The sequence below is a fragment of the Paraburkholderia sp. HD33-4 genome (genome assembly GCF_021390635.1).
Classification (GTDB): Bacteria; Pseudomonadota; Gammaproteobacteria; order Burkholderiales; family Burkholderiaceae; genus Paraburkholderia.
Genome location: NZ_JAJEJS010000003.1, coordinates 696,822 through 710,906 on the forward strand (window position 1 = coordinate 696,822; position 14,085 = coordinate 710,906).

A 14,085-nucleotide genomic window follows, 5' to 3' on the forward strand; every position below is an offset into this window, starting at 1 on the left:
ATGCGGTTCATGGTCCGCGGCGCAGCTCAGCGGATGAGCCTTCTTTCCAGATATTGCTCGACGAACGCGAGGATCGTCTTGGACCGGTAGGCCTTCGCCAGGCGGCAGAGGTGGTCTGCGAAAGGCCGATAGCGCTCGTCGAGCTCGGTCAGGCGTTGGGCGTGTTGCACGATGGCGCGCATGTCACCGAGTCGCGCCAGGTAGTGCAGCGCTTCGATCTCCTCGGGCGGCGGTGCAATCAAGGGTGCGGTAAAAGGAGCAGCAGCGGGTATTTGTGCTTCGCTGGCTTCGTCGATCCACTCGACATTCAGCAGGGCTGCGACATGGTGCAATAGCCGTTCGAAGTCGATCGGTTTGGCGAGAAAAGCGTTTGCGCCGGCAGCGAGACCGTGCGCCGCATCGGTCCCAGAGGCGCTTGCGGAGACTGCGACGACCGGTAGATCCCGGAACTCGGGCATCTCGCGCAGGCGACGCGTGGCTTCGAGCCCGTCCATCCCGGGCATGACCACATCCATCAGGACGAGCGCGGGATGCAGGGATCGGGTTTTCTCCAGAGCTTCGGATCCATTCCCAGCCTCCGCCATGTCGAATCCGAGCGGCCCCAGCATATCGACCAATACGGCACGGTTCTCGGCCACGTCGTCCACGACCAGGATAGTCTTGCGCGGCCCCAAATAGCCGCTCACGATCCGTTCGGACACGGCGAGCGTCGCGGGGGGCGTCACCACCTGGACGTCCAGCTCGATCGAGAAGGTGCTACCGATATCGCGGCGGCTCTCGACACGGATCACACCTCCCATCAGGCGCACGAGTTGCCGGCTGATGGCGAGCCCGAGCCCGGTACCGCCAAAGCGGTGGCGGTCGTCGCTGACTTGCTCGAAAGGGCGGAAGATTTCCTCCAGTCGCGCTTCATCTATGCCGATGCCGGTGTCCTGCACTTCGAAACGCAGTCGCGCGGGCGGTATGAAAGCCACCCTCAGACGCACGCTTCCCTGTTCGGTAAATCGGATCGCATTGGAGAGCAGGTTGAGCAGCGCCTGGCGCAACCGTATTTCGTCTACTCGCACACCCGCGGGCAGATCGGGCGGCATCTCGCAAGCGAACGCCAGGCCTTTTTCGGTTGCCTTCACCCGTATCGACTCGGCGATGAAGTAGACGAACTGTTCGAGCAGAACGTCGGAAAGATTGAGTTCCATTCTTCCGGCTTCGATCTTGGCGATATCCAGAATGTCGTCGATGAGCATAAGCAGGTGTTCGCCGCTGCGCTGGATTACATTGAGTCCGTCGATCTGGCGTTGATCGAGACGCGTGTCGCGTTTGAGAATTTGCGCGTAGCCAAGAATCCCATTCAGCGGCGTGCGCAGTTCGTGGCTCATGTGGGCTAGAAAGTCGCTCTTTGCCTGGTTGGCCGCATCGGCATGTTCCTTGGCAACGGCCAGCTCCGCGGTCCGTTCGCGGATCATGTCTTCGAGGTGCTCGCGGTAGCGCCGCAATTCCGCTTCGGCAAGCTTGTGATCCGTGATGTCACGTGAGATGCCGAGCAGGAACTGCGGCGCACCGCGGACATCGGCGATCGGGATCTTCATCGTGTGCAGCAGGCGCACGCCATGACGGGTATGAACCGGCTCCTCCGGCACATCGATCATTTGTCGCGACTCCAGCACGGCCCGATCCTTGAGCGTGAAGAATTCCGCCTCCTCTGCGGGAAACAGGTCGTAGTCGGACCGGCCAAGGAGTTCCTCGCGGCGGTAGCCAAGAATTTGCTCTACCGCCTTGTTGAGTCGCACGTAGTGCAAGGTTGCGGCCTCCTTGACGAAGACCAGGTCCGGGATGTTTTCGATGATGCTGTTGAGAAAGGTCTCGCTTTCCCGGACGGCGGCTTCGGCGCGCTGCCGTTCCGCGATCTCGGCCGCCTGGCCCGCAAGCGCCGTACTGAGCTCGGCCGTGCGTTGTGCGACGCGCGCCTCGAGTCCGGCGTTGAGCTCCTTCAACGCATCTTCGGCCTGGCGGCGCTGACGCCGGTCTTCAAGGAACTGCTCGACTGCACGCGCCATATCGGCAATCTCGTCGCCGCCGCGCACGGGGACGCCGGCCTGCGTGCTCCCGGCATCGCCGTGCCGCAGAAAGTGGCTGACGCGGCGCAGGCGCGCCACGACATGGCGCCCGAGGAATTCGCGGGCGATCAGCCAGGCGAGCAGCAGGCTCACCGCGACTTCACCCGCCACCCATTTGCGAGTGCGATCCGCGTGAGCGGCCAGATCCTGGACTGCTTCGCGATAGTCGCGCGTCAAATAATCGGACTGCCGTTGCGCCGCGACCGCAAGCGCTTCGGCCGCGCCGCGCAGGTCCTTGTCGAGGCTCGTCAGCGACACGCCCGGCCGTTGCCCGTCCGCCGGCGCATCCCGGGGGCCGAGCGCGGTCTCGCGCACCTGCGCCTCGATGTTGACGATGTTGCGAAAGCGCTGGCTCGACCGATATAGCGTCAGCGCGTCGACCCCCGGGTCGTCGTTCGAGGTCGCGGAGGCGAGGCGGTCAACGAGGCGGTCGAAGGATGCCAACTGTTCGAGCACATGCCGATGCGTCTCGCGCACGGCATCGATCGTATCGTCGCGAGACAACTGCAATGCGAGGCGTTCGATCGTCAGCGTGTGCTGTACCAGATCCTGCGCGTCCGCGAGGCGCGCCAGCCGCTCTTCGGCCAACTGACGGATCGAGTGGGCCGAACCGGCCAACGAGTAAATCGTCGTGGCGCCGACGACGACCACCAGCGCGGCCAGGCACGAAACGACGAGCGAAAATTGAGCGGTAAGCGATTGTGGGAAGGGCAGTTTCACGGTCGTTGCCAGATCCGGCGATAAATGTCGCGATAGCCGTTGTCAGGGTCGTAGAGTAGACGATTGCCGCCGTCCGCGGTGACGTTGTCCGCTGTGACGAGATGCACCGGGGTCACGTAGCCCGTAACGCCAACGCCCGCGAAAAGCCGGTTCATTTCGTCGATCAGTTGCCAGCCGTGCTGATTCAGCGGCTCGGCCACGGTGCCCGTCTGGAACGTGCCCGTGCGGATGCGCAGGAAGGCGGACTCGCTGCCGTCGCCGGCCGACAGCATGATCATCGCAGCGTTCGGCATTCCCGCCTGAGTCAACACCGGGGCGGCGTAGTCGAAGTAAATGTCGTTGATTGCCAGCGCGCAGTTCCAGCGCGGGCCGTAGCGCGCGAGCAGGGTGCGTGTCGCCCCCGGCACCAGTTCCTTGCTGCGCGAGATCGCCACGTCACGCACTTCAAGCAGGGTACAGCCACTGCATTCGCGAATGACGGCAGCCATTGCATCCGCCTTGTCCTTTGCAATTCGGAAACCGGGATCCCTGAAGATGACGACGCCGGCATGTCCGCCGGTTTGCAGGATGGCCGCGAGCGCGGTCACGCGCGCGACCTCGAGGGGATCCGTCGACACGTTCATCGCGACCGGCGTGCCTGGCACCGGTCCGGCCTGGGCCGCGACATGCCAGCCGACGATCGGGATGCCGTTCTCGGCGAACGGCCGCAGGGCAGGAAGCAGCGCGCGCGCATCGGCGCCCGCGAGAATCAGGCCGTCGGGCTGGCTTGCCAGCGCATTCGCGAGCGCCTTTAGACGCAGGTCGTCCGCACCTCCGGAGTCGAAGATCCTTACGTGCCAACCGATCACCCTGGCCGCCTCCAGCACCCCATCGACCACACCGAGGACGCCGCCGTTGCGCAAATCCTCGGCGACGACCGCGATGTGTTTTCCAGATTGCGCACGAGGTCCGGTGCGCGGCCCGTTCCAGGGCGTAGCGGGCCGCGAAGCGGCATCGACCACTCGCCTTGCAACGGCCAGGAGGTCTGTCGCGGCGGCGGCGGTTCCGGATGCTGGGTCACGCACCAAATCCTGCGCCGCGGCGCCCGACAGCACACCCGCGCATGCCAATGCCAGAAGGAAGCTCCTCATGACGTTCCCCCTTAGTGGGCTCCGTCGAGCTCGATCGGTGTCGCCCCAAATCGCTCGCGGAGGTCCTTCTGAGCAGGATATTACAACCTGATTTCTGCGGCTCATGGGTCGTGCCCTGGCGCTGGTCGTCTGTCCAGTGATTTCGATCTGCCGCTGAAGCGATTTCGACGGGGCCCTCCATCGCGGCGAGCCCACAGCCGACACGTGCCGGAACAGGCTTGCGGCACGTGACATCTAACTCCTCGAATAGCGTTCACACGCCGGCCCTTCGCGAAGACGGGGAGGCCCATTGCCATATCGAGGAGACGTCAGATGAAATCCACACGCTGGTTGCTCATCACGCTCGCGTTAGCGAGCACTTGCGCCTGGGCTCAGGGCTCGGGCCCAACCGATCCGCAGATCGCGGCGATCGTCGTCGCGGCGAATCGGGCCGATATAGACGCGGGCAAACTCGCGGAATCGAAAGCACATTCGAAAGCCGTGAAGGCGTTCGCGCAGCAGATGGTCAAGGACCATACGGCCGTCAACAAGTCCGCTGTCGATCTCGTCAACAAGCTCGGCGTGAAGCCGGAAACGAATCAGACAAGCGACAGCCTTAAGCAGGGCGGCGAGGAAAACGTCGCGAACCTGAAGACGATGCAGGGCGCACAGTTCGATCGCGCGTATATCGACCATGAAGTGACATATCACCAGACCGTGATCGATGCGCTCGACAAGACGCTGATTCCGAGCGCGCAAAATGCGGATCTGAAAGCGCTGCTGGTGAAGGTCCGGCCCGCGTTCGTTGCGCATCTCGACCACGCGAAGATGGTGCAGTCGTCGCTGCCGAAAGCGCAATGAGCGGCATTCGCACTGCCATCCGGCATGCTTGCGCGCTGGCGTGGCTCGCGGCCGCCGCGCCAGCGTTCGCAGGCACCTATGTCGTGACCATCGAACAGATGCGCTTCAATCCGCCGACCTTGACCGTGCATCGCGGCGACGAGGTCGTGTGGGTCAACAAAGACCTCGTCGCGCATACTGCAAGCGCCTACGCGAAGGGTTTCGACTCGAAGAGCATCGCGCCCGATGCGTCATGGCGTTATCGCGCAAGCAAGCCGGGGAGCTACGCGTACCGCTGCATCTTCCATCCGACGATGCATGGCACACTGATTGTCGAGCCGACACGATGACGATATCGAAAAGGACGACACAATGGACGGCCTGACGGTCAACGTACCGATCCCCGTCCCCGCCGCCGACGACGACGTGCAGATCGTGCGCCGCATCGTCGCGGGCGATCACGACGCGTTCGAACTGCTGATGCGCCGCCATAACCGGCGCCTCTACCGGCTCGCGCGCGCCACGTTGCGCAACGACGCCGAAGCGGAAGACGCACTGCAGGACGCGTATCTGAATGCATACAAGGCGATCGCACAGTTTCGCGGCGATGCGCGGCTGTTCACGTGGCTGTCGCGTCTTGTGCTGAACGAATGCTTTGCGAGAATGCGCCGCGACGCACGCCGCCAGAACGTGCTGCCGATGCTGGACGATTGTCCCGACGACGAGCAGATGTCTACTGCCATGGACCCGATGACTACCTATGACCACAGCGCACCCGATCAGGCGGCCGCACGCGCGGAAATCCGCGCATTGCTGGAGCGCAAGCTCGATGCGCTGCCCTCGGGCTTTCGTACGGTGTTCGTGCTGAGATCCGTCGAAGAGATGAGCGTCGAGGAAACCGCGCAGTGCCTCGACATTTCCGAGGCCACCGTGCGTAGCCGTCATTTCAGGGCAAAAGTGTTACTGCGTGAGTCGCTCGCCGATGAAGTCGAGAAGCTAGGTCCCGAGATCTTCGAGTTTGGCGGCACGCGTTGCGACAGTGTCGTCGCGGCAGTCCTGGCGCGCTTGCGCGACACGTAGCGCTCACACACGACCCCAAGCTGGACGACCTTGCCTTGACTGAGGCATTGGAATCGCCGGCTTTCTACGTTGGCGCGATTGGGTCGCGGCGCAACAGCGAGGCGCGACGCGAACGCCTCGGGCTATTCGGCCTGAGCGAATCTTCTTTGAAAAAGCTCCACGCTCCTGTTGGCCTCTACCTCGGTGGCACCACGCCTCCGGAGATAGCGCTGTCGATAGTCGCTGCGGTCACTGCAAGCCGGAATCGAGTACCCATAGGGCGGTTGCAAGACGTGCACGCAGGAAAATCGGAAACGGAATCAAGGCTCTGAAGCAGGGCTCTTTGGCCTTCGTGGTGCGCTCGCGTTGTTCACCTGCAAGTTGCCGCAATTCCGCCGTATCACTGGACTTGATCGCGGACCCGCCAACCGACCACGCAGCTGGCAGCTCGCGGGGGTCCGGATGCCTGAAGCGCCTCACTCAGGCGGCACGCCGGACGCGAAGAACCCGGGAAAACCCCTACTCTGCGTGATGGAAAATTACTTTGACCTTCTTTCGAGTCGAAACTAAACTCTTTCAAAACAAAAGTACATCTTTCGAGATCGGAGACATGCAGGCAAACAAGAGTTCGCTGAGGCGACGGCTTCAAATCGTTGAACTGGTCCGCAAGCGCGGCGAGGTTTCAGTCGAAGAGCTAAGTCAGATATTCGACGTATCGAGCGTCACGATCCGTACCGATCTGACGTATCTCGAACAGCAGCGCTATCTGCTTCGGTCCTTCGGTAAGGCCCGCTATCTCGCGCAAAAACCTGGCGAGAACGTTCTGGCTCCGGTGGCCGATGGAGCAACCCGCAAGGCGTCGGAGACGGCAATTGCCCGTTTTGCGGCCGAAACCGTTGGCGATCATGAGTCGCTGATGGTTGGCACCGGTGAAATCGTCCACAAGATACTGCCGTTCCTGTCGGATCGGTCGAATCTGGCACTTCTCGTCCACGACGTCGGGATGGTTCAAACGGCGCAACGCTTTCTGCATTGCGAGTTGGCACTGACAGGCGGCCAACTGGAGCTCGGCACCTCGGCCATGACAGGTCCCGATGCAGAGGCTTCGATTACCCGACGGTCTATTGATCTCTGTTTTCTCGAAGCATCAGGACTGGACCGGGATGGCCATCTGCTGTGCGCGGATCAGGGGGTGGCGCGGGTGTTCCAGGCCGCTGCACAGGCGGCTGAAAGAACGATCGTCGTCGCCTACCAGCCGCAACTGAATGAGCGCGAGGGCGAAGTTTTCGCCAAGGTCAGCGACGTCGACGCGCTACTGATTGATGACGGTATCGACCCGCCAACCATGGAGTTGATGCCAGGCAACGGCCTCGAGCTTTACAGAAGAGAAAACGGAATCCTTGAGTTCCGCAAGTCCACGATCTAACCCATAAAGAGGATGAGACACATGAAGGTGATGCCCAAACATATCGCAGCCGTCCTTGCTACGGCAGTCGCTGCGTCTTTCGCGCACGCTGAACCGGTAACGATTGGAGCCTCGCTCCTTACCCAGCAACATCCGTTCTATGTCGCTCTGGCGGATGCAATGAAGCAGGAAGCGCAGAAAGACAATGCGAAACTCGATATCTCGATCGCCAACCAGGATCTGAGCAAGCAGATCGCCGACGTGCAGGACTTCGTCACACGCAAGGTCAATGTGATTGTCCTGTCGCCCGTTGATTCGAAGGGCGTCAAGGCTGCCGTGATGACGGCGCAGAAGGCGGGTATCCCCGTGATAACGGTGGACATTGGGGCGCAAGGCGTCGAGGTGGCGTCCCATATCGCAACCGACAATTACGCGGGCGGGCAGATGGCCGGTCAGCTCATGTGCAAAGTACTCGGTGGAAAAGGCAAGGTCGGTGTGATCGACTACCCAACGGTGCAGTCTGTGATCGACCGCGTTGCAGGGTTCAAGAAGGCGCTCGGTGCGTGCCCGAACGTGCAGGTTGTCGCCGTCCAGCCGGGCATCACTCGAGCTGAAGCGCTGACGACCGCGCAGAACATGCTCCAGGCGCACCCGGACCTCGACGGCATCTTCGGATTTGGCGACGATGCAGCGATGGCCGCGGCGGTCGCGGGAAAGTCCGCAGGCAATCACGTCAAGGTCATCGGGTTTGATGGCATGCCCGAAGCGCGCGCAGCCGTCGACAAAAATCCCAATTTTGTTGGCGTGATTCGTCAGTACCCCGAAAAGATGGGTGCGGTTGCTGTAGACACGGCAGTGAAAGTCGCCGAGAAGCAGCAGGTTGCGAAGCTGATTCCGGTGACACCCGGGGTCTATCTGCACGAAACCACCAAATGAACGCGAGCCCGATCAGCCCGCGGATCCATACGTCGGGCGCAACAAGCTCGACGCTGCGGGATGCGCGCTTTGGCGAGCGTACCGAGGTTCCGCTGGTTGAACTGAAGTCGATCGCCAAGTCGTTCGGACCGGTCGAGGCGATCAGGAACGTCTCGCTGACGCTGAGAAGCGGACGTGTCCATACGATCCTGGGAGAAAACGGTGCGGGAAAGTCGACGCTGATGAAGATTCTCGCGGGGGTGCATGAGCCGACCCGTGGCGAACTGCTTCTGCGCGGGCAGCGTGTCACGTTCGCCAACCCGTCTGAATCGCAAGCCGCCGGCATCTCGATCATCTACCAGGAGCTGAGCCTCGCGACGAATCTGAGCGTAGCAGAAAACATTTTCGCGGGCCACGAGCCGCGGCGGTTCGGCATAGTGGACTTCACATCGCTTTTCCGACGAGCGCAGAATCTGCTGGATGACCTTGGAATCGAAATCGACGCCCACGCGCCTGTGGCGAAACTGTCCATGGCCCAGCGGCAACTCGTCGAAATTGCGAAGGGACTCAGCCGTAATGCGGAACTCGTGATCATGGACGAGCCGACGTCGTCCCTGAGTGACCGGGAAGCCGAAGTGCTCTTCAACATCGTGACGAAGCTCACGGCAAGAGGGACGGCCGTCGTCTACATCTCGCACCGGATGGAGGAGATCATGCGGATTTCGGATGACATCTCCGTTATGCGAGACGGTCAATACATCAGTACGCACGAGAAGGGCCAGACGACGATCGGAGCGCTGATCAACCTGATGGTCGGACGGGAAATGAGCGATGTCTATCCTCCGCGCGTCACGCCCCTGAATGCCGGGAAAGCGCCGCTGCTGGAGGTCAGGAACCTGACGATCGAAGGCAGGTTCCACGACATCAGCTTCGATGTCCGACCGGGAGAAATCTTCGGTTTTTTTGGCCTGATCGGTGCCGGACGCTCCGACGTGATGAAAGCGCTGTTCGGTATGAGTCGCCCGACCGGGCAGATCGTCATGGGTGGCAGGGCGCTCCGTCTGCGCTCGCCTGAGGCCGCCATCTCCGCAGGGATCGCCTTTGTCACTGAGGACCGAAAGCACGAAGGCCTCGTGCTGATGCACTCCATCGCGCAAAACGTCACGATGGCGAGCTTCGAGCGCAAGGGTTCCCGCTTCGGCATTCTCAATAGCCGGTTCGAGCAGAACGAAACGCGAGAAGCGATTACCCGTATGAAGATCCGGACTGCAGGACCCCATCAGGCGGTCGCTGATCTCAGCGGCGGCAATCAGCAGAAGGTCGTGTTTTCAAAGTGGCTGTCGCTTAGACCCAAGGTCCTCATTCTTGATGAGCCGACGCGCGGCGTCGACGTCGGCGCGAAGTTCGAGATCTACCGCGTGATGCGCGAACTCGCCGACGCCGGCACCGCGATCATTCTTGTTTCTTCTGAACTGCCGGAAGCGCTAGCGATGAGTGACCGGCTCGTCGTAATGCGCGAGAAGCGCCTCGTCAAGGAATTCGCAACGGCAGGGCTGACTCAGGAGACTGTGATGTCATTTGCAACAGGAGCAGCACAAGCATGAAACCATCCGAACTCACAGGGAACGCCGGCCAGGGCGAAACGGGCGAGCGCATGCGCAGCGTTACCGCGATGTCGAAGTGGGTCCGTCACTATGGCGGAATCGTCTGCGGTCTCATCCTGCTTTGCGTGCTGTTCTCGGTCCTGTCGTCGAATTTCCTGTCGCTGGGAAACCTGCTGAACATCGTCATGCAAGTGTCGATCATCGCCATTCTTGGCTTCGGCATGACATACGTGCTGCTGCTGGGCGATATCGATCTTTCCGTTGGTGCAGTCATGGCGCTCGTTGGAACCATTGCAGCGTTTGCCATGCAGCATGGACTGCATCCTGCGCTTGCGGTTCTGGTTGCGATGGCTGCGGGTCTGGTTCTCGGGTTCGTCAACGGGACCTTGACCGCAATGCTGACGATTCCGTCTTTCATTGTGACGGTCGCGACGATGGGCGTTTTCAGGGGGCTGGCCTACATCGCGTCGACGGGCGTGCCGATCTCGATTGATGATGACCGGTTCGCGGCGCTCGGCAATTCGACCATTCTCGGCATCGCGATCCCCATCTGGGTGTTGCTCATTCTGTTGGGCGTCAACCATTTCATCCTGGCAAAAACGGTATTCGGTCGCAAGGCATATCTCGCCGGTGGAAACCGTGAAGCCGCGCTGTATTCGGGTATCAACGTCCGGCGCCTCCGAATCTTCGTTTTCATGATTTCCGGGCTGATGGCCAGTATCGGGGGCGTACTGATGACTTCACGGCTGTATTCGGCGCAACCGAATGCCGGACTTGGCTACGAACTGGACGCGATCGCGGCGGCCGTGCTCGGCGGCACGAGCCTGAGCGGTGGCTACGGCACGATCGCAGGGACGCTGATCGGCGCACTGATCATTGGCGTCATCAACAACGGCATGAACCTGCTGAGTGTGCCGTACTTTTATCAACTGATCGTGAAGGGCGTCGTCATTCTCGTCGCCGTTTGCATCGACGTACAAACGAAGAAACGCCATGGCTAACACCGAACTGCACAAGGCCGGCAAGTCCGGCTACATCCTGACGATGGGCGAAATCCTGGTCGAGATCATGGCCACCGAGCGCGGACAGTCTTTCCGTCGACCCGGCGCTCTGATCGGCCCCTATGCCAGTGGAGCGCCCGCGATCTTCATCGACCAGGTCGCGAAAACCGGTAGCCGCTGCGCGATGATCGGCTGTGTCGGCGACGACGACTTCGGCGTGCTCAATGTCGAGCGGCTTCGGGCCGACGGCGTCAATGTCTCGGGCATTTCCGTCATCAAGACTGCGACGACAGGAAGCGCATTTGTCACGTATCGCGAGGACGGCGATCGCGACTTTATCTACAACATTGCGAACAGTGCCTCCGGGCACCTGTCTGTCGGCAACATCCGCGACGATCTGCTGAAGCAATGCAATCACTTTCACGTGATGGGATCGTCGCTGTTCTCGTTTCGCATCATCGAGGCGATGAAGAAGGTGATCGAGACGGTAAAAGGGCACGGCGGCACGGTGAGCTTCGATCCGAACATCCGCAAGGAGATGCTGCGTATTCCCGAGATGCGGGAAGCGCTCGACTTCATCCTCGACTACACGGATGTGTTCATGCCGAGCGGTCACGAAGTGATGCTGCTCGCGAGCGCAAGCAACGAGCAGGGAGCCGTCGAAGAGTTGTTGAAGCGCGGCGTGCGTGAAGTCGTGGTCAAGCGAGGGAAGAACGGATGCAGCTACTACGACGGCACAACCGAACTCAATCTCCCTGCCGTGCCTGTCACTGAGGTTGATCCGACGGGAGCCGGCGACTGTTTTGGTGCGACTTATATCGCCTGTCGTGCCCAAGGCTTTGGCATCGAGAGGGCGCTCACCTACGCCTGCGCGGCTGGGGCTCGCGCGGTGACTTTCCGCGGTCCGATGGAAGGGACGGCGACGCTGGCTGAACTCGATGCATTCATCGCGAACCCGTCGGAGCAAGCTCATGGCTAACGTAGTCTCGCGTCTCTCAGGCGATGAAGGCGCAGCGAAAAAACTCAAGGGCATTTATTCCATCTGCTCCGCGCATCCCTGGGTGCTGGGCGCGGCGATGAAACAGGCGCTCGACGACGATACACCACTTCTGATCGAGTCGACATCGAACCAGGTGGACCAGTTTGGTGGCTACACGGGCATGAAACCAGCCGAATTCGTGCGCTTCGTCCATCTGATCGCTGATCGGGTTGGCCTGCCGCGAACAAGGCTGATTCTCGGCGGTGACCACCTTGGACCCAACGCATGGCGTAGCCTGCCGGCCGAGGAGGCGATGCGACGCGCGGAAGCGCTCATCGACGCCTATGTGTCGGCCGGGTTCACGAAGATCCACCTCGACACCAGCATGAGTTGCGCCGGTGACCCCGCACGGCTGTCGGACGATGTCGTCGCCGAGCGGGCCTCGCGTCTGTGCTCGATCGCAGAAATGGCGGCCTCGCGCGAGGGCAAAAGCGAGAAGCCGGTCTACATCATTGGCACAGAGGTGCCCGTTCCGGGTGGCGCTGCGGAGGAACTGGAGAGCGTTGAAGTCACCGGTCCGGACGCCGCGCTGGATACCGTCGCGGTTCATCGTAATGCGTGGCGCGACCGCGGGCTCGACGCTGCGTGGCAGCGCGTGATTGCGCTCGTCGTCCAGCCCGGCGTGGAATTCGATCACACGAAGGTCGTGGATTACAAGCCTGAGCTGGCGACGAAGCTCTCCGGGGTGCTGGAGCAGCTACCCGGAATGGTTTTCGAGGCGCACTCCACTGACTACCAAACGCCGGAAGCGCTCACCGCACTAGTCAGGGACGGATTCGTGATTCTGAAAGTGGGCCCCGGCGTTACCTTCGCGCTGCGCGAGGCCCTTTATGCGCTGGCGGACATCGAGAACGAGCTCGTCGCGCCGGAAGCGAGGTCAAAGCTTCGCGATGTGGTGGAAAGAGTCATGCTCTCCAAACCCGGAAACTGGGAGAAGTACTACCACGGCGACGACCGCGAAAAACGGCTACTGAGAACGTACAGCTACAGCGACCGCGTACGTTACTACTGGGCGGACCCGGAAATCGATGCTGCCGTCGGCAAATTGATCAGCAATCTGACGGGCACAGTCATCTCTGAAAATCTGCTTAGCCTCTACCTGCCGGAACAATACAGGCAGCTCAGACACGGGAATATCGATGCCACACCGATGAGCCTTATTCAGAGCAGGATTCGCGAAGTCATCGACGTGTACGCCGCAGCATGCAAGGTGTGATGCTTTGCGGTCCAGAATCGATCGAAAGCAATAACGAAGTTTGAATCAATTGCTTCGGTCGGGGATTTAGACACGGCACGGAGTCTGTTGGCGGGAAGAAGAGAACCGGTACTGGCAACGAGCCGGGTGATGAACCGGATGAAATCCCTCGGTGATAGATAGGTCTACTGATGTAATGATTAAACGGGCATTGGATTCAATGTCCAATCTGAGGAGAGGCAGGATGCAACTGAAAGACAGGATTGCCATCGTCACGGGTGGTGGAACAGGAATCGGCGAGTCGGTCGTGCGACGCTATTTGAAAGAAGGGGCGAAAGTCGTTGTTGTCGATGTCAAGCCGAAGGCGGCGCTCGAGTCGACCTATGCGGATGCCGACAAGGCCAATCCGCTACTGCTCCAGGCAGACGTCACGAAGCGCGAGAGCATCGAAGCTATTGTGCGTTCGACCGTCGAGCAGTTCGGCCGCGTCGACATTCTTTTCAACAACGCTGCTGTGTTCGACATGCGTCCGCTGCTGGACGAATCGTGGGAAATCTTCGACCGTATTTTCTCGGTGAACGTCAAGGGGATGTACTTCCTGATGCAGCGGGTCGCGCAACAGATGGTCGAGCAGGGGGGCGGCGGCAAGATCATCAACATGGCGTCGCAGGCTGGCCGGCGCGGCGAAGCACTGGTTTCCCACTATTGCGCGAGCAAGGCCGCCGTCATCAGTTACACGCAGTCGGCCGCGCTTGCGCTCGCGCCGCATCACATCAATGTCAATGGCATTGCGCCAGGCGTTATCGACACACCGATGTGGAAAGAAGTCGACGCGCTTTTTGCCCGGTACGAAAACCGTCCGCTTGGCGAGAAGAAGCGTCTGGTCGGCGAGGCAGTGCCGTTGGGCCGGATGGGTCGGCCGGACGAGTTGACGGGTGCGGCGGTGTTCCTGGCCTCCGCGGACGCGGACTACATCACCGCACAAACGCTGAACGTGGACGGCGGCAACTGGATGAGCTGATTCACAGCTGGCAGGACGCCGCCTTACTGGATCGAGAACCGCGGGACGGCGCACGGAGTAGCA

12 protein-coding genes and 1 pseudogene are annotated in these 14,085 nt (G+C 61.1%); 11 read left to right on the plus strand and 2 right to left on the minus strand.

The features are described 5' to 3' along the window. Positions 1 to 26 precede the first annotated feature (26 nt). Both L0U84_RS37740 and L0U84_RS37745 read right to left on the minus strand, forming a co-directional pair. On the minus strand, positions 27 to 2,834 hold the full coding sequence (locus tag L0U84_RS37740) for an ATP-binding protein (protein ID WP_233858252.1): 2,808 nt from the start codon (positions 2,832 to 2,834) through the stop codon (positions 27 to 29). Further along, positions 2,831 to 3,964 carry a substrate-binding domain-containing protein gene (locus L0U84_RS37745; RefSeq protein WP_233858254.1) on the minus strand — a complete coding sequence of 378 codons (1,134 nt, stop codon included), beginning with the start codon at positions 3,962 to 3,964 and terminating at the stop codon, positions 2,831 to 2,833. The genes L0U84_RS37740 and L0U84_RS37745 overlap by 4 nt, the downstream gene beginning before the upstream one ends. 312 nt (positions 3,965 to 4,276) lie before the next feature. Between L0U84_RS37745 and L0U84_RS37750 the strand changes: the two genes are divergently transcribed. The 11 genes and pseudogenes from L0U84_RS37750 to L0U84_RS37800 all read left to right on the plus strand — a co-directional run bounded on the left by L0U84_RS37750 (position 4,277) and on the right by L0U84_RS37800 (position 14,022). Next, on the plus strand, positions 4,277 to 4,804 hold the full coding sequence (locus L0U84_RS37750) for a DUF4142 domain-containing protein (RefSeq protein WP_233858256.1): 528 nt from the start codon (positions 4,277 to 4,279) through the stop codon (positions 4,802 to 4,804). After that, the gene (locus L0U84_RS37755) at positions 4,801 to 5,133 is read left to right on the plus strand and encodes a cupredoxin domain-containing protein (protein WP_233858258.1); all 333 of its coding nucleotides are present in this window, start codon (positions 4,801 to 4,803) and stop codon (positions 5,131 to 5,133) included. Before L0U84_RS37750 ends, L0U84_RS37755 begins: the two co-directional genes overlap by 4 nt. A 22-nt stretch (positions 5,134 to 5,155) precedes the next feature. Next, on the plus strand, positions 5,156 to 5,863 hold the full coding sequence (locus L0U84_RS37760) for an RNA polymerase sigma factor (RefSeq protein WP_233858260.1): 708 nt from the start codon (positions 5,156 to 5,158) through the stop codon (positions 5,861 to 5,863). After that, positions 5,860 to 6,174 (plus strand): annotated as a pseudogene (locus L0U84_RS37765) (XdhC family protein); the annotation flags it as partial. The gene L0U84_RS37760 and the pseudogene L0U84_RS37765, both read left to right, overlap by 4 nt. Positions 6,175 to 6,452: 278 nt before the next feature. Beyond that, positions 6,453 to 7,268 carry a DeoR/GlpR family DNA-binding transcription regulator gene (locus tag L0U84_RS37770; protein ID WP_233858262.1) on the plus strand — a complete coding sequence of 272 codons (816 nt, stop codon included), beginning with the start codon at positions 6,453 to 6,455 and terminating at the stop codon, positions 7,266 to 7,268. A gap of 21 nt (positions 7,269 to 7,289) precedes the next feature. Next, positions 7,290 to 8,183, plus strand: coding sequence for a substrate-binding domain-containing protein (locus tag L0U84_RS37775; protein ID WP_233858264.1), 894 nt, complete (start codon positions 7,290 to 7,292; stop codon positions 8,181 to 8,183). Further along, on the plus strand, positions 8,180 to 9,766 hold the full coding sequence (locus L0U84_RS37780; RefSeq protein ID WP_233858266.1) for a sugar ABC transporter ATP-binding protein: 1,587 nt from the start codon (positions 8,180 to 8,182) through the stop codon (positions 9,764 to 9,766). Before L0U84_RS37775 ends, L0U84_RS37780 begins: the two co-directional genes overlap by 4 nt. A gap of 68 nt (positions 9,767 to 9,834) precedes the next feature. Continuing rightward, positions 9,835 to 10,767 carry an ABC transporter permease gene (locus tag L0U84_RS37785; protein WP_267940187.1) on the plus strand — a complete coding sequence of 311 codons (933 nt, stop codon included), beginning with the start codon at positions 9,835 to 9,837 and terminating at the stop codon, positions 10,765 to 10,767. Beyond that, the gene (locus L0U84_RS37790) at positions 10,760 to 11,746 is read left to right on the plus strand and encodes a tagatose kinase (RefSeq protein WP_233858270.1); all 987 of its coding nucleotides are present in this window, start codon (positions 10,760 to 10,762) and stop codon (positions 11,744 to 11,746) included. Before L0U84_RS37785 ends, L0U84_RS37790 begins: the two co-directional genes overlap by 8 nt. Next, positions 11,739 to 13,022: a D-tagatose-bisphosphate aldolase, class II, non-catalytic subunit gene (locus L0U84_RS37795; protein WP_233858272.1), complete on the plus strand. Its 1,284-nt coding sequence runs from the start codon at positions 11,739 to 11,741 to the stop codon at positions 13,020 to 13,022. The genes L0U84_RS37790 and L0U84_RS37795 overlap by 8 nt, the downstream gene beginning before the upstream one ends. A 223-nt stretch (positions 13,023 to 13,245) precedes the next feature. Beyond that, complete coding sequence (locus L0U84_RS37800) at positions 13,246 to 14,022, plus strand: L-iditol 2-dehydrogenase (RefSeq protein WP_233858274.1); 777 nt, start codon at positions 13,246 to 13,248, stop codon at positions 14,020 to 14,022. Positions 14,023 to 14,085: the final 63 nt, after the last annotated feature.